Annotated in this window: 19 protein-coding genes and 1 pseudogene; 10 read left to right on the top strand and 10 right to left on the bottom strand. The window is 60.7% G+C overall.

Translation table 11 applies throughout. From position 1 onward, the window contains the following. Window positions 1-99 precede the first annotated feature (99 nt). From BHD07_RS13055 to BHD07_RS13040, 4 genes are all read right to left on the bottom strand, one after another. Window positions 100-2,082, bottom strand: a complete 1,983-nt coding sequence (locus tag BHD07_RS13055) for an amidohydrolase (RefSeq protein ID WP_338280610.1) — start codon at window positions 2,080-2,082, stop codon at window positions 100-102. Next, the gene (locus tag BHD07_RS13050) at window positions 2,079-2,369 is read right to left on the bottom strand and encodes a XapX domain-containing protein (protein ID WP_338280608.1); all 291 of its coding nucleotides are present in this window, start codon (window positions 2,367-2,369) and stop codon (window positions 2,079-2,081) included. The genes BHD07_RS13055 and BHD07_RS13050 overlap by 4 nt, the downstream gene beginning before the upstream one ends. A gap of 58 nt (window positions 2,370-2,427) precedes the next feature. After that, a complete protein-coding gene (locus BHD07_RS13045; protein WP_324765130.1) occupies window positions 2,428-3,117 on the bottom strand; it encodes a hydrolase in 690 nt (229 codons plus the stop codon). Window positions 3,118-3,389: 272 nt separating this feature from the next. After that, on the bottom strand, window positions 3,390-4,325 hold the full coding sequence (locus tag BHD07_RS13040) for a VOC family protein (RefSeq protein ID WP_324765129.1): 936 nt from the start codon (window positions 4,323-4,325) through the stop codon (window positions 3,390-3,392). A 117-nt stretch (window positions 4,326-4,442) separates the two neighbouring features. On the opposite strand from BHD07_RS13040, the gene BHD07_RS13035 reads away from it, so the two are divergent. Beyond that, entirely contained in the window at window positions 4,443-5,342 is a 900-nt protein-coding gene (locus tag BHD07_RS13035) for a LysR family transcriptional regulator (protein ID WP_324765128.1), read from the top strand. 130 nt (window positions 5,343-5,472) lie between these two features. On the opposite strand, the pseudogene BHD07_RS13030 reads toward BHD07_RS13035, so the two are convergent. Continuing rightward, window positions 5,473-5,655, bottom strand: a pseudogene (locus BHD07_RS13030) (four-carbon acid sugar kinase family protein); the annotation flags it as partial. A 162-nt stretch (window positions 5,656-5,817) separates the two neighbouring features. After that, a complete protein-coding gene (locus BHD07_RS13025; protein WP_338280604.1) occupies window positions 5,818-6,522 on the bottom strand; it encodes an aspartate/glutamate racemase family protein in 705 nt (234 codons plus the stop codon). Between the two features lie 404 nt (window positions 6,523-6,926). Between BHD07_RS13025 and BHD07_RS13020 the strand changes: the two genes are divergently transcribed. After that, entirely contained in the window at window positions 6,927-8,249 is a 1,323-nt protein-coding gene (locus BHD07_RS13020) for an NAD(P)/FAD-dependent oxidoreductase (protein ID WP_338280602.1), read from the top strand. 534 nt (window positions 8,250-8,783) lie between these two features. Here the strand turns inward: BHD07_RS13020 and BHD07_RS13015 are convergent. Continuing rightward, window positions 8,784-9,047, bottom strand: coding sequence for a helix-turn-helix domain-containing protein (locus BHD07_RS13015; protein WP_338280600.1), 264 nt, complete (start codon window positions 9,045-9,047; stop codon window positions 8,784-8,786). 140 nt (window positions 9,048-9,187) lie between these two features. Here BHD07_RS13015 and BHD07_RS13010 point away from each other — a divergent pair, with 140 nt between their 5' ends. The 7 genes from BHD07_RS13010 (at window position 9,188) to pepT (ending at window position 17,720) form a co-directional block, all read left to right on the top strand. Continuing rightward, entirely contained in the window at window positions 9,188-9,757 is a 570-nt protein-coding gene (locus tag BHD07_RS13010) for a hypothetical protein (RefSeq protein ID WP_338280598.1), read from the top strand. A gap of 136 nt (window positions 9,758-9,893) precedes the next feature. Further along, complete coding sequence (locus tag BHD07_RS13005; protein WP_338280596.1) at window positions 9,894-11,492, top strand: ABC transporter substrate-binding protein; 1,599 nt, start codon at window positions 9,894-9,896, stop codon at window positions 11,490-11,492. A 6-nt stretch (window positions 11,493-11,498) separates the two neighbouring features. Further along, window positions 11,499-12,476, top strand: coding sequence for an ABC transporter permease (locus BHD07_RS13000; protein WP_338280595.1), 978 nt, complete (start codon window positions 11,499-11,501; stop codon window positions 12,474-12,476). A gap of 14 nt (window positions 12,477-12,490) precedes the next feature. Further along, entirely contained in the window at window positions 12,491-13,366 is an 876-nt protein-coding gene (locus tag BHD07_RS12995) for an ABC transporter permease (protein ID WP_338280593.1), read from the top strand. Continuing rightward, window positions 13,363-15,036 (top strand): ABC transporter ATP-binding protein, encoded by a 1,674-nt coding sequence (locus BHD07_RS12990; RefSeq protein ID WP_338280591.1) that lies wholly within the window; start codon window positions 13,363-13,365, stop codon window positions 15,034-15,036. Before BHD07_RS12995 ends, BHD07_RS12990 begins: the two co-directional genes overlap by 4 nt. Before the next feature lie 80 nt (window positions 15,037-15,116). Beyond that, a complete protein-coding gene (locus tag BHD07_RS12985) occupies window positions 15,117-16,352 on the top strand; it encodes a CapA family protein (RefSeq protein WP_338280589.1) in 1,236 nt (411 codons plus the stop codon). Between the two features lie 141 nt (window positions 16,353-16,493). After that, complete coding sequence (gene pepT, locus BHD07_RS12980) at window positions 16,494-17,720, top strand: peptidase T (RefSeq protein WP_338280947.1); 1,227 nt, start codon at window positions 16,494-16,496, stop codon at window positions 17,718-17,720. 24 nt (window positions 17,721-17,744) lie between these two features. Here the strand turns inward: pepT and BHD07_RS12975 are convergent, their stop codons facing one another. Further along, window positions 17,745-17,921: a hypothetical protein gene (locus BHD07_RS12975; RefSeq protein WP_338280587.1), complete on the bottom strand. Its 177-nt coding sequence runs from the start codon at window positions 17,919-17,921 to the stop codon at window positions 17,745-17,747. Window positions 17,922-18,375: 454 nt separating this feature from the next. Here BHD07_RS12975 and BHD07_RS12970 point away from each other — a divergent pair, with 454 nt between their 5' ends. Next, window positions 18,376-18,684, top strand: coding sequence for a DUF736 domain-containing protein (locus tag BHD07_RS12970; RefSeq protein WP_018098123.1), 309 nt, complete (start codon window positions 18,376-18,378; stop codon window positions 18,682-18,684). Window positions 18,685-19,262: 578 nt separating this feature from the next. Here the strand turns inward: BHD07_RS12970 and traG are convergent. Both traG and traD read right to left on the bottom strand, forming a co-directional pair. After that, window positions 19,263-21,239: a Ti-type conjugative transfer system protein TraG gene (gene traG, locus BHD07_RS12965; protein WP_338280584.1), complete on the bottom strand. Its 1,977-nt coding sequence runs from the start codon at window positions 21,237-21,239 to the stop codon at window positions 19,263-19,265. Next, window positions 21,232-21,444, bottom strand: a complete 213-nt coding sequence (gene traD / locus BHD07_RS12960) for a type IV conjugative transfer system coupling protein TraD (RefSeq protein WP_338280582.1) — start codon at window positions 21,442-21,444, stop codon at window positions 21,232-21,234. Before traD ends, traG begins: the two co-directional genes overlap by 8 nt. Window position 21,445: the final 1 nt, after the last annotated feature.

Here is a 21,445-nt window from a genome sequence, read left to right as displayed (position 1 = left end):
CCAACAATTGCAGCAATCGTTTCGATTTACTTGCGGTTTTTGAAATTATCCGACGGGTCGCTCGGGCGGCGGCGTGGCCGCCCGAGCGCAAAGCTGAGTTTAGACCGCCCAGCAGGAGCAGCCGAGAGCGCCGAAGAATCCCTTGAGGTCGGCGATCGGAAGCTTGGATGTCCAAGCTCCAGCATGGTCATGGCCATGCACGCCGCAATCGTTGGCGCATCCGCAGGTCGAGATCGCCGTGCGGCGCAATGAGCGAGCGCCTGCGCCTTCCGGTTCGCCCCAGGCCGCGTAACCGCCGAACTTGCGTACGGGAGACCAGTCGGGCATCGCAGGCGGGATGTCGTTCTCGTCGAGCGTCTTGAAGTCGCCCGCGCCATAGACGATCTTGCCGCCGACCATGGTCAGTTCCGAGGTGAGGAACGAAATCTCGTCCTCGGCGCAGGAGAAGAAGTCCTTGTCCGGCACCACGAGGTCGGCAAACTGGCCCTTCTCGATACGGCCCTTCTTACCCTCTTCGTTCGAGAACCATGTGACCTTTTCGGTCCACATGCGCAGCGCCGTCTCGCGATCGAGGCAGTTGGCACGCGGGTAGAGCTGCATTCCGCCGACTGTCTTGCCGGTCACCATCCAGGAGAGCGAGACCCACGGATTGTAGGAGGCGACGCGGGTGGCATCGGTGCCGGCCGAAACGTTGACGCCCTTGTCGAGCATACGCTTGATCGGCGGCGTGGCTTCGGCAACCCCATGACCATAATGCTCGACGAAATATTCGCCCTGATAGGCCATGCGGTGCTGCGTGGCGATGCCGCCGCCAAGGGCCGCGATTCGGTCGATGGATCGATCAGAGATCGTCTCGGCGTGGTCGAAGAACCAGTTAAGGCCCTCGAGTGGAATATCCTTGTTGACCTTCTCGAAGACGTCGAGCGAGCGCGAGATGGTTTCGTCATAGGTGGCATGCATCCGCCATGGCCAGCGGTTTTCCGCCAGGACACGAACGACCTCTTCCAGTTCGCCTTCCATCTCCGGAGCCATCTCCGGACGCGGCTGGCGAAAATCTTCGAAGTCGGCGGCGGAGAAGACCAGCATCTCGCCAGCACCGTTATGGCGGAAGTAGTCGTTGCCCTGCTTGTATTTTACCGAGGACGTCCAGTTGAGGAAGTCTTCTTTCTCCTGCTTCGGCTTCTGCGTGAAGAGGTTATAGGCGAGGCGAACGGTGAGCTGATTCTCGTCGGACAGCTTCCGGATGACCTCGTAATCATCCGGATAGTTCTGGTTGCCGCCGCCCGCATCGATGACGCCCGTCACGCCGAGGCGATTGAGTTCGCGCATGAAGTGGCGGGTGGAATTGACCTGGTAGTCGAAAGGCAGCTTTGGACCCTTGGCAAGCGTCGAGTAGAGGATGCCGGCGTTCGGCTTGGCAAGCAGCATCCCCGTGGGGTTGCCGTTGGCATCACGGGTGATCTCGCCGCCCGGCGGGTTCGGCGTGTCGCGCGTGTACCCCACGGCGCGCAGCGCGGCACCGTTCAGCAGCGCCCTATCATAGAGATGCAGCAGGAAAACCGGCGTATCGGGCGCTACCGCATTGATCTCCTCGATCGTCGGCAGGCGCTTCTCGGCGAACTGGTTCTCGGTGAACCCGCCGACGACGCGCACCCATTGCGGTGCCGGAGTGATCGCCACCTGGCGCTTGAGCATGTCCATCGCGTCGGCCAGTGATCGAATGCCATCCCAGCGGAGTTCCATGTTATAGTTCAGGCCGCCACGGACGACATGGGTGTGGTTGTCGATCAGGCCCGGCAAAACGCGCTTGCCCTTGAGATCAACGATCTTTGTGGTGGATCCGGCGAGTGCCATGATTTCGCTATCGGAGCCAACTCCCAGAAACAGACCGTCCTTGATTGCGATTGCGGTTGCGTTCGGATTTGTGCGGTCGAGCGTGGTCACGCGGCCGTTGCGAAGGATCAGGTCGGGATGCATGTTATCTACTCCGGTCTGGTTGAGATCGGCGGCTTTCGCCGGGGAGAAGAGGTTAGAGAAGGCCAGACTGGACGCCCCGCCAAGAAAGGATCGACGCGTCGTCATGAACTTCGCTCCTCTATATCCGTCGTCGCCCTGCGGGTAACCTCGGTGCGGTCGGCGCCCTTGGGGAGGTGACCGAACATGTGCGGCCTGATCTGGTTCATCCACGAGACAGCCGCCGGTTCCTGCGCCAGCAGCGTCCTGGCGAAGGGAACAAGCTGCTCGCCGACCAAAATGCCGAGCAGGCCGACGAGGGCGATCACCGGCGGGGCAGGCGAGCGAACATTCAGTAGGCTGTAGACGATCCCGACGAGCAGACCGGCTCCGAGCGACATGAGATACATTTTCATGAAACACCTATCCGATTTGAAGCCGCTCCGACGGGCTGCCGGAGCGGCGGGGAGATCATTACTTTGCCGGGTTCGGGCCGATGCGCTTGCCATGCTTGACACGTTCTTCCGCGCCATGGACCATCGTGTAGGCATAGTCGATGCCCATGCCGTAGGCGCCCGAATGCTCCTTCACCAGCGTGGTGACCGCGTCGTATGTCTCCTTGCGTGCCCAGTCGCGCTGCCATTCGAGCAGGACCTGCTGCCAGGTGACCGGGATCACGCCCGCCTGCACCATGCGATCCATGGCGCGGTTGTGGGCCTCCAGCGAGGTGCCACCGGAGGCGTCGGCCACCATGTAGATCTCGTAGTCGGAAACGTCGTTGAGAGCGGAGAGGGCAAACGTCGTGTTGCAGACTTCTGTCCATAGACCGGAGACAACAATCTTCTTGCGGCCATTGGCTGCATTCTTCGCCAAGGCGTCGCGGACGTTCTGGTCGTCCCAGGAGTTCATCGATGTACGTTCAAGGATGTCGTTCTCGGGGAAAACTGCCAGCAGCTCGGGATACGTATTGCCTGAGAAGGACAGTGTCTCGACCGTGGTAATGGTGGTGGGGATATCGAAGATTTTGGCTGCCTTGGCGAGGCCGACGACGTTGTTCTTCAGCGTCTGCCGGTCGATCGACTGGACGCCGAAAGCCATCTGCGGCTGCTGATCGATGAAAATGAGCTGGCTGTTTGCCGGTGTCAGGACTTCGAGCTTGGACATGGTTCTCTTCCTCTAGGTTACGGTCCGCGAAGGGTGCCAAAATGTATAGCTGCTGTCGGGAGTTTCCTGGCCTGCTTGACCGTTTTGCCCACCGTCTTGGCTGCTGAAATCAAAGCTATCGCCGATTGCGCCAGCGTGGAATGGCAATAAAAATGTCGAATGAATTGCTGAAAGTGAAATAGTTCCTGGTGAAGTTCTGCGGCCGCATGGCAAGAAGGGCCGCAACCCTTCCGGATCGCGGCCCTTCCTCTGTCGTTAGGAAAGGAGTGCGGCTATGCAGTCAGGGGGACGAGGTTTGCCTCGATTTCGTCCCGGAACTGCTCGTATCGGCTCGGCAGCTTGAGTGCCTCCCCGAGATGGGCGGTGTCCTCGTCGCGATCAAATCCCGGCTCGTTGGTGGCGATCTCGAACAATACACCGCCCGGTGTGCGGAAGTAGATCGCCCAGAAGTAATCCCGGTCGATCACCGGCGTGACCTGATAGCCCGTATCCATCAGAGCCTTGCGCACTTCCAACTGCTTTTCCCGGTTTTCAACCGCGAAGGCGATATGGTGGACCGAACCCGCGCCCTGCCGGGCGAAGGGCGTCTTTGGGAGGAGCTGAAGATCGATTGTGTCGGCACCGTTTCCGTTTGGAATGACGAAGCGCGTCACATCGCCCACCTTCTCCGCTCGCTGGTAGCCCATGAAGCCCAGTAGTTCCTCGGTCGCAGCCGTGTCATGAAGGCTGAAGCGAGCTCCTGCAAAACCGCGAATGGCCACGTCGTCGGGAATGCCGCCGCCCAGCCAGGGTGCCGAGCGGCGATCGTCAGCCGACTCGATCAGCGCGAGGCTGTCGCCGTCCGGTCCCATGAACCGCAGCCGGCTGGCCCCGAAGACGGTTTCTGTTTCCAGTCCGTCGACACCCTGGGACGAGAGGCGGTCCCGCCAGAACTTGAGCGAACCCTTGGGCACGGAAAACTGCGTCTCGCCGACCTCGCCGACGCCCGGACGTCCGAGCATCATGTTCTGGAACGGGAAGTAGGTCATCACTGTCCCCGCAGATCCTGTCTCGTCCCCGTAGTAAAGGTGATAGACGCTGGGATCGTCGAAGTTCACGGTCTGCTTGACGCGGCGCAGGCCAAGCGTCTCGGTGAAAAAGCGGTTGTTCTGGCGCGCGTCCGACGCCATCGACGTCACGTGGTGCAGTCCCTTGATGTCCTTGATCATGTCAATGCCTTTCAATCAGCGCTTGTTTTTGTTGCGTGAACTGAATGTAGGCCGATTGATCAAGCGACAGAATTGCAATACTTCTTTTGACAGAATTGCAGAAAGTGAAATAATAAAATGAACGATTATAAGGCTCTTCGCACCTTCCTCCTTGCTGCGGAGAAGCGCAATTTCGCTCAGGTGGCTCGCGAACTCGACATGACGCCCGCGGCCGTAACCCGCGCCATCGCTGCGCTCGAGGCGGAACTGGGTCTGCAGCTTTTCGTTCGCACGACGCGGCAGGTGTCCCTGACCACCGACGGCGCGATCTTCGCGGCGCAGATCCAGCCGGCAGTGAAGACACTTGAAGATGCGCGCCGCGAGGTGATGAACGCCCATAAGGCCGAGGAGGGACGCCTCAGGATTAGCGCGCCGACCTGGTTCGGAAAGGTCGTGCTGCCGCCGATCCTGTCCGGCTTCAAGGAGAAGTATCCGAAGATGTGCTTCGAGATCTCCCTTTCGGACGGCCTGGTGAACATCGTCGACGACGACTATGACCTCGCAATCCGCATCTCATCCCAGCCATCCGACAAGTTCACGATCTGGAGAAAGATCCGTGTCGTGCCGCGCATCCTGGTTGCAGCGCCCGGCAGCCGCTTCGTCGACATGTCGCATCCTCATGAGCTGACGCCGGACGACTGCCTCGCCTATAGCGGGGAAAGCCGGCGGGAGAACTGGGTCCTGTCGGACGGTGGGTCAAGCATCGCGATTTCTGCTGGGCGGGCATTCAGTGCCAATAGTGGCGAGGTGCTGGCCGATATGGCCGCGGATGGAGCAGGCGTCGCCTTGCTTCCCGGTTTCAACATCGCGGAGCATATCCGTAGCGGACGTCTCGTCCACGTCTTCAAGGGATGGGCGCCGCCTGACCTCTGGCTGACCCTCTACTATCCGCCTTACCAAGCATTGCCGCCGCGTATCGCCTCGTTCTCGAAATTCTTCGAGGAGCAAGTCGCCTCTCACATGGTGATGCTGGATTAGGCTCACTTGCCAGGCCAATCCGAAAGCGGACAAGGTGGCAAAAGCGCTTTTTGCACGATCTAAAGCTGCTGGGCTTCCGGCCGCTATCGATATACCTTAACTAAAGCTGCCAGGCTGCTCTCGGCCCCCGAGCTGCAATAGTTCGGCTTTTCAGGGCAATCACACCGGCCTCGACGTCGGCAGATGCAGCGGTTTTCGGTACGCCGAGAAACTGCGCAGTGCGCAATCCTCCGTGACGGGCCATGCCCTTTGCAATAGTGTTTGCAATATCGCTTGCGCCGGTAAAATCGTCGGCGATCACTCCCAAAAGCACTTCTTTTCCTTTCTCCGCCGCGAACACACCCGAGGGCGGCTTGCAGCAAACTGCCTCTATCAGCCGAGCCGCGATGCCTGATGCCTTCTTTGGTACCAACTGCGCGATCGGATCGGGCGGCTTCGAGACTGCCCGAGACTGCTGAAAGCCGGCAGACGCTGCCTAACTTTCATCACTTTCCTGAACGCGTGAGCGCCCCTTCAATGCGGAGGACATGTGCAGGACACCAAGTTCAGGGCTGGTAAGTACCGGCACCGATGTCTCGCTCATCTCATTTAGAGCATTTGCCATTGATGCTTGAGCAAGAACAACCACGTCGACACTGCCGACAAGGGACTCGAGGCCTTCGCGTATCATCGCATCATGCGCCGCCCTGTCCCCGTTTCGTAATTTATCGAAGGCTCCTTCACAAAGACGACCGGTGACGGAAACGTCATGACCCATTCTTTGAGCATGGCGTTCAATTAGGCGGGTTGTAGGGTTCATTGTTGTAGGCAGAGTTGCAAGGACGCCAATTCGGTCCCCGCGCTGGATCGCCTCAATCGCCATCCCATCATCTATACGGAAGAGGGGGACGGGGCAGAGTGGCACTGCCGCATCCACTGCAGGGCCGAGCGAGGAACAGGTGACGAGGACCGCCGAAGCCCCCGCGTCCACCGCCGACCAAATGTGTGTCGCGAGCCGCCGCATGGTCTGACGTGACAGCGTGCCCTCACGGACAGTGTTCCCCAGCAGGCTCTCATCCAGCATGTTGAACGGGCGCCAACCGGTCAGATGGCGGCCAACGAGTTCGTTGAACGCGGGGATGATCCCGGGGACCGTATGGATCATGGCAAGCGCAGGGGACTCGTGAGTGCCTGTAGTCATGGCTTACATCTCTGTTCTTGATTGTGCACGCTCTTCAATTCGAGCCTGCAGCAGCGGGGGCGACATGAACCCGAGCGCGGCATCTGTCGTGCTCGACCGGAAGTCGATTCAAAACCACTGTCGTCTGACGATGCTCTGTAGCTTACCCGCGCGACGGCCGCAGATTTGACCGTCGTGTCGCCCGAAAACGGAATTTTCGGCTGTCTGTCTATCTCCAGTCGATGCATGCTGCTCGCCTTCCTCCGGTAGCCTCTTATGAGCTCACTTCGAGGACGCGCGACGACAAGCTTTGAGACAGTCTCCCCCTGCCCGTCGGGGAATTTCATCGGCGAGGGAGTGCGCTGTCGAAGGGGCAGAAAATAGTGCCGATAGATCAGCCGCCAAATAATTCCAGGTCAGCCTCCATGTCTCCAATCGTCAAGCGCATACAAAGCGATCAAGAGCTTCCCGCCAAGGCGGATGTCGTCGTCATCGGCGGCGGCATTATTGGTGCAACGGCAGCTTTCTTTCTCGCCGAGCGGGGACTGTCCGTAGCTCTGGTCGAAAAGGGCCATGTCGGCTGCGAGCAGTCGAGCCGCAACTGGGGATGGTGCCGCCAACAGAACCGGGATGAGCGCGAGCTGCCGCTATCGGGTGTCGCCCTGCGGCTATGGGGTGAGTTTGAGTCCAAAATCGGAGAGGACGTCGGCTTCCGTCGATGCGGTCTGCTTTACGCTACGGACAATCCCCGGCAACTGGCGGAATGGGAAGCATGGCGTGATACGGCCCGGCAGTTCAATGTCAATACGAAGATGCTGAGCGCCAAAGAAGCGGCTGCCACGATTCCCGCGAACGGCCGCCGATGGCTGGGCGGAGTGCATTCGATTGATGACGGCAAGGGCGAGCCTGCTATCGCCGCGCCGACGATCGCGAACGGCGCTCGCAAATTTGGGGCGACGATCCACCAGGAGTGCGCTGCCCGGGGCCTTGATCTGGTAAATGGAGCGGTGGCGGGGGTGATCACCGAAAAGGGGCTCATCCGGACACAAGCCGTTCTCTGCGCCGGCGGTGCCTGGACGTCCATGTTTTGTCGCCAGCACGGAGTTCTGTTTCCGCAGGCGAGCGTGCGCCAGACAGCGCTCCGTACGCGGCCAACAGCGAATCTGGGTGAGGCGATCTATACGCCGGAGTGTGCGTTGACCCGCCGGTTGGATGGCAGCTACACGCTTGCGATCAGCGGCAGGGCGATGCTCGATATCACCCCACAAGGCATTCGCTACGCCCGCTGGTTCATGCCGATGTTCATGAAGCGTCTGAAAGCGGTGCAGTTCGGCATCGGCAAATCCTTCCTCCATGGTCCGGAGGCATTCGGTACCTTGAACAAGAGTAAACCGTCGGCCTTCGAGCGGATGCGCGTTCTCGACCCGCCGCCGAGCCGCCGCACTCTCACGGCTATTTTGAAACGGGTAACCGAGCAGTTTCCTGCGTTGGCGGGGGTCGAAGTCGCCGACAGCTGGGGGGCCTACGTGGATTTCACGCCGGACGCGGTGCCGGTCATCTCGCCGGCCGATGGTGTGAAGGGGCTTTACCTGGCCGCGGGCGGCTCCGGCCACGGCTTCGGACTTGGACCGGGTATCGGACGCCTGGCGGCCGACCTGGTTGCCAATGACACACCCTGTGTTGACCCCACCCCCTTTCGCCTGTCGCGCCTCCTTGATGGTTCGAAAGTCAAGGTCGGCGCAATCTGATCGCGAGGCCAGATCCGGAGAAGGCCGTGGGATACGCGCCGAGGTTAGCTAGCGGAATGGATTACGACGGAATCGTCATCGGCGGCGGGCTGGTAGGCGTATCGATAGCCTGAACTCATCTCCTGCCTGGAACACCGTGAACCGGTAGTGCGCAATGACGGCTCTTGTCTGCAAACGCCGCCATTCAGCGCTTTGGGCGCCTAATTCCGCTCACCACCCAAAGCGGGAGTGCCAGGTCCTAAGCGCCAATTTTTCACCATTAGTTGGCTCCGAGCAGCAGCCGACATATGCAGCTCTCGATCTTGTTCCACTAGAAAAAGAACCTCCCCTGGCGAGGCCTGCCGTCCGAGCGTTCGACTGCACCTACGAGGGTATTGATGACACACGATTGTGCAGGGCACAAATTGTGCACGGCTAACGATCAGGAAAACCGGTAACGTACGGAGTGGCGGATCAAGCGGCCTTACCGTGCTGCCGACGCTCGGGCTGGGAAGAGCGGCGACCTGTTGGGGCCACGAATAGACCAGCAAGCCGCTACTTCTTGAAACGAACACCCGCGCCGCCACCATTTTCAGGGATGAACTCAATTCCAGCGGTTTCCAACGCGAGTCGAACGGCCTTTAAATTGGCGCTCGTAAGGGATGTGTTTCCATCCTCAACTTCCGCGCGGCTCACCGTTGCAACACCAATACCAGCTGCTTTCGCAAGCTCTTTTGCGCTCCAACGGATCAGCGCACGGGCCGCTCGTATTTGCGCCCCAGTGATTTCTTTGACATCATCTGATTTAGAATTGATCAAGCAGAACTCGTGTGCTACCTAGGGGTTACTTGAGACTGCAGTTCACTCTCGAATGGCGGCATCAAGGGAACTGCGGCTGCATCCGGTGCGGGAACACCGAATACAGCCTGACCACAACCAAGCTTACGGGAGCTCGGATCATGGCTGATTCCGACAATAGCAGAACTTTGTCTACGGTCACCCGGGGAGATATTCTTTCCTTCGTGGCCGCGTCGTTACCCACAATTCCCCACTTTACCACGACGAAGGCCCTGCCTTCGGATCGGTGCAACGACGATCCCGCGCTAGCGGTTTGGCAACAATGGTGCAGCGCTTGGCAGCATTTGAGCGAATCGAGTTTGCGCCAGCAGCAGCTCGAAAGAGCGCTCTTTTCGGCTGTTTTGCCGCCGCTTGAGCAAGCCGCAGGTTCGCGAGCCTACGACGATGCCCTCGAAGCTGAAGATCGTGCATCCGTCGCGGAGGACGAGGCGGCGGAAGCCCTGTGGAGAACACCGGCGCAATCGATTACGGGGGCAACGGCAAAACTCCACGCTGCCATCACCAAGTGGCAACCCTCCCCCACAAGCGAAGAAGATCCCTGGCCGCAAATCCGCTCCGTCATTGCCGACCTCCTGAAGATCGATATCGCCTCTGTTGCGAGCGCACGTAATCGCCTGTCGGCGCCCGAATTCCAACCCGAGTCTCCGGGGATGGTCCAACCACACGCGTGATCCCGGGCTCGCGGGCGAGCTAACAAGACATTCGCACCGCGCTCTTTGCGAGCATTTCGCCCTGGAAATCACGCGTTAGAGCCTGCCCCAACGCGGCATTCCGACTCTTCCAAAAACGAAAAACAAGGAACTTCAAATGAAACTGGGAAGCCAATTTCGTCCACGCCTGCTTTCCGCGCTTCTGATCTCAGTCTTCCTCGGGAGTGCTCCGTCGACGTCGGCGCAGGCACAGGAAACCGGGGAGCTTCGGATCGCCACGTCCTACAAGCTGATGACGCTCGATCCGCACTATGCCAATCTCAACGAGAACACCTCGCTGCTCTCCCACATCTACGAGCGGCTGGTCTATCAGGACGAGAATCTCGAGCTGAAGCCTGGCCTTGCCACCTCCTGGCGGCCGCTGTCCGACACGCAATGGGAGTTTAAGCTCCGCGATAACGTCCGCTTTCATGACGGCTCAAAGTTCGGGGCGGACGATGTCGTCTACACGATCGAGCGCATCCGTGACTTCCTCAAACCGCCTAGCGGCGGCTTTCGCTCCTATGTGAGCGGCATCAAGTCGGTCTCGGCCTCCGATCCCCTCACCGTCCTCATCGAGACCAATGGGCCGGTCCCCAATCTGCCACTCTTCTTCTCCTCCATTTTTGTGATGAACCGACCCTCTGAGGGCGAGACAACGGAGGATCTCAACGCCGGCCACTCTCCCGTCGGTACCGGTCCCTACCGGTTCGAAAGCTGGCGTTCCGGCGAGAGCCTGAGGCTTGTTCGGAACGACGACTACTGGGGCGGCAAGCCCGCCTGGCGCGATGTGATGTTCCGGGTCATCGAGAGCCCGGCCGCCCGCGTTGCGGCACTCAGCACAGGTGAGCTTGATCTGGCGGATGCCATCCCGGCGCGCGACGTCGCCTCGTTGAAGGAGCGCGGCGCCAGGATTGCAAGCGTGGGTGCCGCGCGCGTCAACTTCGTGCAATTTGACGTATCGCGAGAGACACTTCCGGGCGTGACGGGAAAGTCGGGCGAACCAATCGCCAATCCATTCAAGAACCCTCTGGTTCGCCGTGCGCTTGCGATGGCGACGGACCGAGGCATTTTGGTCGACAAGATCCTCGCGGGCTATGGCACGGCTGCGGCTCAGGTCTTTCCGAATGGCCTGCCGGGCACCTCGGCAAATTTGGTGCCAGGGAGGCCCAACTATGAAGAGGCAAAATCCCTTCTTGCGAAGGCAGGCTTTCCGAACGGCTTCAACCTCGTTCTTGCAGGGCCCGCCGGACGCTACCCCGGTGACGCCGAGAGCCTTCAAGCGATTGCCCAAAGCTGGGCGCGTATCGGCGTAAACGCCCAGCCATCAGCCGCTCCGTTCTCGGTCTTCAATACCAAACGTGCCGCCGGCGACTACGCGGTCTGGTACGGCGGCACGTCCGGCGAGGCGGTCGATGTCATCCTCCATACCCTGCTGGCATCCCCGAACCGCGAGCGCGGAACCGGTGCCCTGAACTTCGGGAACTATCAAAACGATGCCTTCGACGCGATGCTCGCAAAGGCGGAGAGCATTGAGGTGGGGCCGGAGCGGTACCAAGCGCTGGCGCAAGCCACGGAACTCGTTATGGCCGACCAGCCGATCATACCGCTCTACCATTTCCATCACATCGTCGGTTACGGCCCACGGGTCGGCTCCTATGTGATGCATCCCCGCGGCTGGACGACCGCGATGCAGACGCTTGCGGCAGTGGAGTAAGCGATCATGGGCATGATTTCAGTTGCATTGGGAAGGCTGTCGCAAGCCTTCCTGCTCCTCATCGTCATGTCGTTGATCGGATTTATCGGCATCCACAGCGTCGGCAATCCGGTCTTCAACGTGGTCAACATCGAAACCGCCACGCCAGAAGATATCAGGCAGGCGACAATCGCGCTCGGACTGGATCAACCGATCTGGAGGCAATATCTCGTCTTTATCGACAATGTGGTCAGCGGAAACTTCGGCACCTCCTACATCTATCATCTGCCGGCCTTCGAGCTGGTTATGGCCAAGCTGCCGGCAACGCTGGAACTCGCGTCGGTCGCCATGCTCATAGCGGCGCCGCTCGGAACGGGCCTTGGCCTCGTTGCTGGCCGACGGAGCGGAACCCTGTTCGATCGGACCGTCCTGAAGGCGAGCGTGTCGGCGCTGAGCATCCCTTCCTTCTGGCTGGCGATGATGCTGATCCTCGTCGGCGCCATACTGACAGGCTGGTTCCCTTCCGGTGGCAGAGGCTCGACCGCAAGTTTCCTGGGGCAGGAATGGAGTGTCTTCACCGGCAACGGGCTGTGGCACCTCGTGCTTCCGGCATTGGCGCTGGCGATACCGAACATCGCGCTGATCGCCCGTCTTTCACGATCGGGAACGATTGAAGTCGAAAGCCTGGACTATACGCGGTTTTGCCGCGCCAAAGGGCTTTCCCCGCAAAGGATTCTGTTCCGGCACACCCTCCCGAACATCAGCGTCCCGATCGTGACGATCATCGGCCTGCAGTTCGGCGGCATGCTCGCCTTTGCCGTTGTGGTGGAGTCGATCTTCTCGTGGCCTGGCGTCGGCAAGCTCTTGATCGACTCCATTCAGCTCCTCGACCGCCCGGTGGTGATGTCAACACTGACCTTCATCTCGGTCGCGTTCGTCGCGCTGAATGCCCTGGTCGACCTCTTCTATGCCGTGCTCGATCCGCGCGTGCGCCTGTCTTCGTGAAAGGTGACCCCGTCATGAAAGCTCAAATTTTGAGGGCGCTCCGAAAGCGTCCGCATGGACCGGTCCTGACTGCGTCCAAGGTGCTGCTTGCGAGCTACATTTTGCTTGCTATCGCGGCACCGGCAATCGCACCACAAAATCCCTACGATCCGTTGCAGATCTACGGATGGGAGGCGTCCTCGCCGCCGGGCACGCTCGGTAGCGGCGGCTATCTATACCTGCTCGGGACGGACGGGCTCGGCCGCGACATCGTCAGTACTATCCTCTATGGCCTGCGCATCAGCCTGGTGGTGTCGATCACCAGCGCGGCGATCGCCGCGCTGGTCGGGCTGACGGCCGGTGTCAGCGCCGCATATTTCGGCAAGTGGGTCGATGTCGCGATCATGCGGCTCGTCGACCTGCAGCTCAGCCTGCCGACGATCCTGATCGCGCTCATCGCCATCGTCACGCTCGGCCCGGGCGTGGACCGGATCATTCTGGCGTTGATCATTGCGCAATGGGCGACCTATGCGCGGATCGCGCGCGGCGTTGCCTTGAGCGAGGCGAACAAACCCTACATGGATGCGACCCGATTGATGCGGCTGCCGACGTCGCGGATCATCTTCCGCCACTTGCTTCCGAACAGCATCGCGCCGGCCGTTACCTTGATCCCGATCGAGGTCGGCCATGCCGTCGCACTCGAGGCGACCCTCTCCTTCCTGGGTTTGGGCGTTCCGATCGACAAGCCCTCGCTCGGCTCCGCGGTCGCAAACGGGTTCCAGTATCTTCTCACCGGTCAATACTGGATCAGCCTGTTCCCGGGGCTCGCCCTCTTCGGTCTGATCGCAAGCATCAATCTCGTCGGTGAAGACGTTCGACGCAGCCTCGATCCAAGGAACCATTCGCTATGACAGTGGAACACGTGACGACACCCCTGTTGCGGGTTGAAAACCTTGGCCTTCGCCACGCTTCGGGTGACGGCTTGACGACAATCCTCTCTGACGTGAGTTTGGAACTCGGACGCGGCGAGATCCTCGGCATCATCGGCGAGTCGGGAGCCGGAAAGTCGACGCTCGGCAATGCCGTGCTCGGCCTGCTTTCGCCCGAGTTCCAGCAGACGTCCGGGACGATCGAGTTCAATTGTCAGGCGATCCACACCATGACGCCCGATGAGCGCGAGGCGCTTCGAGGGCGTCGGATATCAGCGATCTTCCAAGACCACACCGCCTCCCTCGATCCGCTGATGAGCATCGGTGCCCAGGTGGAGGAAACCTGCCTTGCGGTCGATGGCTCACTTTCCAGGCGTGAGGCGCGGGCCCGCACCCTCGATCTCCTTGCCCGTGTCGGAATTCCGGAGCCGGAGCGACGATACCGCAACTACCCGCACCAGTTCTCCGGAGGACAAAGGCAGCGCATCGTCATAGCGATTGCTCTTGCCGGCTCTCCCGACATCATCATCGCCGACGAGCCGACCTCGGCGCTCGATGCGACCGTCCAGAAACAGATCCTCGGACTACTTCGAAACCTTGTAGACGAAACGGGCGTTTCCATCATCCTCGTAACTCACGACATGGGCGTGATCTCCGAGATCACCGACCGGGTCCTGGTGATGCGCAAAGGACAGGTGGTGGAAGCGGACCGCACGCCCACCATTCTCGATCAGCCCAGCCACGAGTACACACGCAAACTGCTCGCCGCCGTTCCGAGGCTCCGGGTCACCGCTTTGACAACCAGCGCGGACGACGGATGCGGCCGAAGTGTTTCCTCGATCGGAGACGACAAGGCGCCGATGTTTCTCGTCGCCGACGGCGTGTCGAAACAATTCGCGCAGCAGGGTTTTGCGTGGGGCTTTGGCCGAAGCAAGCCAAAGTTCGGCTTGCATGACGTCGGCCTCAAACTGCCGCGCGGCACGATCACCGGCGTTGTCGGCGAGAGCGGAAGCGGCAAGACGACCTTCGGCCGTATCATCGCCGGCCTTGATGCGGCGCTTGCGGGCAGGATCCGGATCGGTGCCAGCGAATTCGACGTTTCCAGAGGCGGTCGCCGCAACGGCCTCCTCGGCCGGGTGCAGATGATCTTCCAGGATCCTTCCGCGTCCTTGAACCCCCGCATGACCATCGCCGAGACGCTCGAGGAAAGCGTCCGCTTCGGCGCGAAGCTCGCCGCCGGGGAAGAAACTTCGGAAGCGGCGGCGATGATGGATCGGTTGGGGCTCGCTCGCAGCCTGCTCGCCCGCTATCCGCACCAGCTCTCCGGCGGTCAGAGGCAGCGCGTCTGCATCGCGCGGGCCCTGCTCGCGGCGCCTGAGATCATCGTCGCGGACGAACCGACATCGGCACTCGACGTGTCGGTGCAGGCCGAGATCATCCAACTTCTGAAGGACACCATCGCCGAGCGCGAGATGACGATGATCTTCATCTCCCACGACCTCGCCATCGTCCAGGAGATGTGCAGTTCGGTCTACATCTTCAAGGACGGCCGGGTCGAGGATTTCGGACCATCCGATTTCATCTTCTCACGATCCGACAATCCCTACACGCGCGCGCTCATCAACGCCCGACCGCACCGCTTCAGATGCTGAGCTGCGCCGGCGTCTCAACGAATGGGCCCAGCCCCGAACCACCAATTCTTGAAACACGTATCGCCACCGAGGGTGACTCCATGAATGACAGGTTCACATTGGCCGTGACTGGCCAATCGCTCATCAAGCACGACATCCGCGACATCCCTGCCCCGGCCTTCCGTGAGGTTCAGTCTCTCCTGCATCAGGCGGATCTCGCGTTCACCAACTTCGAAGGGACCATCCTTGGGAGCCACGGCGGGTGGCCACTTAAGGGATCCTTCTTCGGCTGCAGCGATCCAGCCGTTCTCGACAGCCTTCGTGCGATCGGGTTCCGCGCGCTTTCGCTTTCGAACAACCATGCGTTCGACCTCGGCCCATCCGGCGTGCTCTCGACGCTCGAGGAGGTGGAGAAGCGAGCCTTCCTCCATGCCGGCCTCGGCCGTGACCGCGCGCAAGCCTCACGGGCAGGCACCGGAATGATTGGTGGACGGCGCGTGGCGATCGTGGCGATGGACGGCGGCCCCGGTCCGAATTTCATGTACGCGGCCGACGCCGAGGACAATCGCCCAGGACGCCCGGGGGTCAATCGGCTTCGGCTGTCCCAGGTCATCGAGGTCGACGAGACCGCGTTCGATCAAATCCGGGCTATTCGCGACAAGGTTGGGTATACCGCTATCGATCTCACCAACGACAGTCAGCCGGACGATCCGCCGCGCCTCGCCCCGGAATCCGAAATCGGCATCTCGCGTGCGGTCTTCACGCGATCGGAAAGGTTCGGACGCAGCGTCAAGATCGATGAGGCCGATCTCGCCGGGAATCTCGCCGCGATCGCGGCTACGGCCGCGGACGGATCTCTGGTGATCGCCTATCTCCACCATCACCATTGGGCGTCCGACTGGTATCAGGTCCCCGACTGGGTGAGTGGCGTTGCCAAACGATGCATCGATGCGGGTGCTCATATGTTCGTGAGCCACGGTGCGCCCGTCCTCCAGCCGATCGAGATCCACCGGGGCCGGCCGATCTTCTACAGCCTCGGGAATTTCATTTTCCACGTGCGTTCCGAGAAGTCGACCTGGACGGCACCCGAAGTCTGGGAGAGCGTCATCGGCCTTTGCTCGTTCGGTGATGATAACGGTTTAATCGAGATCACGCTTCACCCCGTCATTATCGGAGGCGATGAAGCGCTGGCTGATGGGGTGCTGGAGCATCGCCTGGCGCCGCATCTAGCAGCAGGCGAAAGCGCCGAACGGATATTGCGCCGATTTTCCGAACAATCGACGAGATTCGGCGTCGACGTCGAGATTTCCGGCGGGGTCGGTGTCATCAGGTTTTAGCCTGTAGAGCGCCGTACCAAAGGGCTTGCTGGTTAACTCCGCAGTCCACCACGACAGCGGGCAGCGGAGCGGGCCGACCCATCTCAGCCAAAAAACGCCGACGACAAGAGCGGGAATCTCTTCAGGACGAGGATGGACAACATGGAAGTTAGGGAAGAACTCATCAGCCGCTTTTTTCGCTATTCCGCGATCGAGAGTCAAAGCAACGGCCGCTCCCAATCCTTGCCGTCCTCGCCCGGACAAGCAGCACTCGCTGCCCTGCTCGCCGACGAGATGCGCGCAATTGGCCTGAACGACGTGCTGGTCGACGAGCATGCCATCGTGACGGGAGTCAAGCGTGGCAACAGGCCTGAGGTCCCACCGATCGGCTTCATCGCGCATCTCGACACCGTCGATGTCGGCCTCTCGCCCTTCGTCCGCCCGCAAATCCTCCGCTTCGAAGGCAAAGACCTTTGCCTCAATCGCCAGGAAAACATCTGGCTCAGGGTCGCCGAACATCCGGAAGTTCTTGGGTGGGAGGGGAATGACATCATCACTGGTGACGGCACCAGTGTCCTCGGCGCGGACAACAAGGCCGCCATCGCCGTCATCATGACGCTGCTTGCCCGGCTTGATCAGCAGGTTGGCCACGGCGATATCTTTGTCGCCTTCGTCCCGGACGAGGAAATCGGAATGCGCGGCGCCAAGGCGATGGACCTCTCCCGCTTCCCTTGTGATTTTGCTTACACGATCGACTGCTGCGAACTTGGCGAGGTGGTCCTGGAGACATTCAACGCCGCATCCTGCGAGATCGTCCTCACCGGCGTCAGTGCGCACCCGATGTCCGCGAAGGGAACGCTCGTTAATCCGCTGCTGATGGCGATGGACTTCATCTCCCACTTCCACCGCGAGGAGACGCCTGAATCCACCGAAGGACGCCAGGGATTTTTCTGGTTCAAGGACGTCATCGCCAACGACAGCGGGGCCACACTGACCGCTTTGATCCGGGATTTTGGCACAGATGATTTCAATCGGCGCAAACGCCAAATCGCCGAGGTGGCGGAAGCGATGAGATCGCGCTATCCGACCGGGAATGTCCGGTATCAGGTCACCGACACCTATCGAAACATCTCCACGAGCCTCGCTCGTGACGATCGTGCCGTCGCTCTGCTATTTAGCGCTATGGAGGAACTAGGGATTGAGAAGAAGGTGATTCCGATGCGCGGCGGCACCGATGGCGCGGTCCTCTCGGCCAGAGGAATACCGACACCCAACTTCTTCACCGGCGCCTACAACTTCCATTCGCGCTACGAATTTTTGCCGATACCAGCCTTCGAAAAGTCGTTGGAAGTTGCGTTCAAGATTTGCCAACTGTCGGCGAGTAGCTGAGATGAGAAAGTCGCGGCCTAAATCTCAGAGTCGGTCGTTGTCGCCGCCAACGGCCGACACCTCTCTCTGCTCTCTATCCGTGAGCGTGCCCTGATCTGGAGTTAGGTCCAGCTTGCCCCAGATCGAGGTTGTGCGGTCGGTCGGTTTGAGCTTTCGGGATTGCTTGATTTCTACGGTAAACGGCTTTGTCTGCTGACGCATGAATCCTCCAGGCGACGAATCGCGAGCACTCGAGACCGGGTTGATTATTGAAGGCAACTCCAGCCGGCAGGTCCGTCGCCACCGAACCAGCGCCCGGACATAGGAATAGAGCAACGGTTTGACCACATGCTATGTTCCGCTTGGGCGAGTCCGTGGCACGTTGCCATCACCGCGTTCCTCTGATCCGTCGGCATTGGCCACGTCCTCCTCGGGCTCGATGAGGCATGTCTGATCGGAGAGCGGCTTCGCCTCGATCGTCTTCCCGCAACGGCTATACAAAACTTTCTTCCCCTGAGCGCTCAGGCGCTCATTCCTCCCGAAACAACAAAGTTTCTCCCGGCCGTCCTCCATTCCATTCCGGCCTTGTCAGGTGCGGCCCAATCGTCCCCGATCCTTGTGACAGCCATCGAGGCCGCGAAGGGCGCGGTCCGAAACCAACGAAAGGAACACCACAATGGCAACCATCGGCACCTTCAACTCCACCGAAAGCGGCTTCAACGGCTCGATCCGCACGCTCGCCCTCAACGTCAAGGCTCGCATTGCCCGCATCGAAAACCCCTCCGACAAGGGCCCGCACTTCCGCATCTACGCCGGCAACGTCGAGCTCGGTGCAGCTTGGCAGAAGCGGTCCGAGCAGGACCGCGACTACCTCTCGGTCAAGCTAGACGACCCGAGCTTCCCCGCGCCGATCTACGCAACCCTCACCGAAGTCGAAGGCGAGGACGGCTACCAACTGATCTGGTCGCGCCCCAACCGGGACTGAGATCCGGGCGAGGCCCCGCCGGGAGGCGGGGCCAACCGGCCGAATTGAGAAACCGCAAGCGGGCATCGAGCCGCTTCCGGCTCTTCTGGTGCCGTACAGGACCGGAAATGTCTGACCGATATCCGCGATTTTCTCCCCACCAAACCAGACGTATGGCCGTCGACGGCGCAGTTCACATGGCGATCGGCGCCGCAGATCAAAAACACGGTCGATAACGAGTCTGGTGTCGGTGTCCTAGCCGCAGTTAGCAGTTCCGGAGAGGTTGCCAGCGCCCCCGAGGGCAAGCCAGCCTCCCGTAGCAATGATGATCACGGCGCAGAGGATCGCGCGGTCAGTGATTTGCGCAGGCGGCTCGGTCCTCTCCTGTTCGCCTCAACCTACCTCGGCTTCGGTTTCATCTGCGTTTACGAACAAGGCGCTTTAGGCGGAGTGCGAGATGCGGGGCGCAGTCGATCCCGCCTCCCCTTCGGGCCACTATGTTGAAGCTCCTGCGGCTGCGCTGTTCCCGCCCTCGCACGACGAGAATTCCCGAAATCCCGCCCTTTGGGCGGCGCTCACGCTGATTTCTCCGATACTCTTCATTGTTCTGGTTCAGCCTTGCTCGCTGCGCTGCGCGCCGGCTCGACCCGAAGTGCATCGGGTGGGTTTCCGAGCGTGTGAAATCTGTTCGCTCCGACGCAGGATTTCATGTCGTCGCGCCTGAACCAGATCGCGCGGCCGCATCTCAGCGGCGCGTTCCCGGCCGTAAATACGATCTGCTCGTCCGCTCGCATTCGAAGAACCTCGTGCGGTTGGATCAACGGTCGTGCGGCCAACTGCTTCGACCGCGTCCGGGACGATCCTTTCATCTGCGAACTTCGGCTGACCTGGTCGATCTCGACTGTTGTCATGCCGCAACGGCGCGAGATGTAGTCCGCCGTTTCCGGGTCGTTGATCGCCGCAAACGAGATCCAGCTCGCACTCTCGAACCATTTGCTGGCGGCGTCGCGACCGCCATAGGTTTCGCGCATCTGCCCGATCGACTGGTAGATCATGACGAGCGTGATGCCATATTTGCGACCGGCATCGCGCGCGGTTTCCAGGATCCTCATATAGCCAAGCCGCGCCACCTCATCGAGGAGGAAGAGCGCACGGCCCGGCATCGCCCCATCACGATTGTAGATCGCGTTGAGAAACGAGCCAATGATGACGCGCGCGAGGCCCGCATGCGTCTCCAAGGTCTTGAGATCGATGTTGATGAAGACGTCGGTGTTTCCCTCGGCAAGATCCCCCGTCGAAAACATCTTTCCGGAAACCAGCGCGGCGTAGTTCGGATAGGACAGCCAATGGGTTTCCTTGATCGCATTGGCGTAGACGCCGGAGAAGGTTTCGGGCGTCATGTTCACGAAAGCCGCGACGTTCTCCTTGACGAAATCCGAATCCGAATTGTCGTAGATTTCCTGCAGGCGTTGGCGCAACTGCGGCTCCGGCTCGGAGAGATTGGCGCGAACTTGGCGAAGCGTTTGGTTCTCCTTCTCCGTATGGCCGGAGAGACAAACGTCAGCGATCATCGCCGTCAGCAATTGCAAGGCCGAGGCCCGGAAGAAGTCGTCGCGAACTCCGCGTGTGCCACCGCTATCACTCATGATCCATGAAGCGACGGATGAAATGTCCTCTTCCTTGGTGCCGCCGAATTGCCCGATCCAATCAAGCGCATTGAAGCCGGTCTCCGGCTTCTTCGGGTCGAGGACGAATAGATCCCGATTCGCGCTGCCTCGTTGCACTGACACCATCGGGGCAACCTCGTTCGACGGGTCGAGGACGATCAGCGAGCCGCCCCATTTGAGCGCCGTCGGGATCGTCACCGACGTCGTCTTGAAGCCGCCGGAACCGGCGAACACGATGCCATGTGATGAGCCGAACGAGCCGTCGAAGCACAGGAGCGGTGGCTTGCCGCCGATGCCCCATGTGTCGGGATCGTCAGCGCGAAACGGGCGCGTTCCTCCGCTGTCCTTGTCGACCCGATATCGTTCGCCGACGACGATGCCGCCAGCGTCCGAAAACAGGTTGGCCGCCTCCTGCATCTTCATCCAGTCGGCCTCGCCATGAAGCGCCCGCTTGCCGCGTATGCGTTTGGGCTCAGCACTGGCGAAGGCCGCGTTGCCGACGAGCGCGACACGTAGGGCGAAGCAGGCGGACATCGCTGCCGCCGCCGCGCCGATCAGCGTCGCGGGATCAATATAGGAGAGGATCGACTTGCCGGCCGGAACCTGGTTCCCGAATGCCGACAGCCTGATTGCCTCGCGAGCGATGGCGACAACGATTGTCGCTACACCGCCGGCAACTACGCCCCATCCTGCTGTCTTGATCCTGATCGCGCCGGCGCTCGCGAACAGGAAGACACTGCCGATGACCGCCGCGGCGACATAGGGCAGCGCGATACCGGCGCGTCCGAGCGTCTGCCGCGCAGTCTCCGTCTTTCCAAAGCCGGACAGCCAGTGTTCGATCCCCGTCAATCCGATCGTGACCAGGAACATCAGCGCGACAGGTACGATGAAGAGGATGATCCTATTCATCTGTCTTGAAGGCCTCCGCTCCGATCGCAAGCAGCCGCGGGCGCACGGTCTCGTCGGTTTTAAGCCGTTGGCTCAGCTCGATCAGGGCGCCCAGCAGAAGCGCGCGTTTCTCGTAGCGAAGGCCGGCTTTGACGATCAGGCCGCCAAGTTCGATCTTTTCCCGCGTGTCCTTCTTGCGGGCGTCGGATGTGGTCGTGCGCGCCATC

The sequence above is a fragment of the Sinorhizobium sp. KGO-5 genome, assembly GCF_036245905.1.
In the GTDB taxonomy this organism is placed as follows: Bacteria; Pseudomonadota; Alphaproteobacteria; order Rhizobiales; family Rhizobiaceae; genus Sinorhizobium; species Sinorhizobium meliloti_A.
Note: the sequence above shows the minus strand (reverse complement) of the source record. Positions and strands in the feature narration are given on the sequence as shown.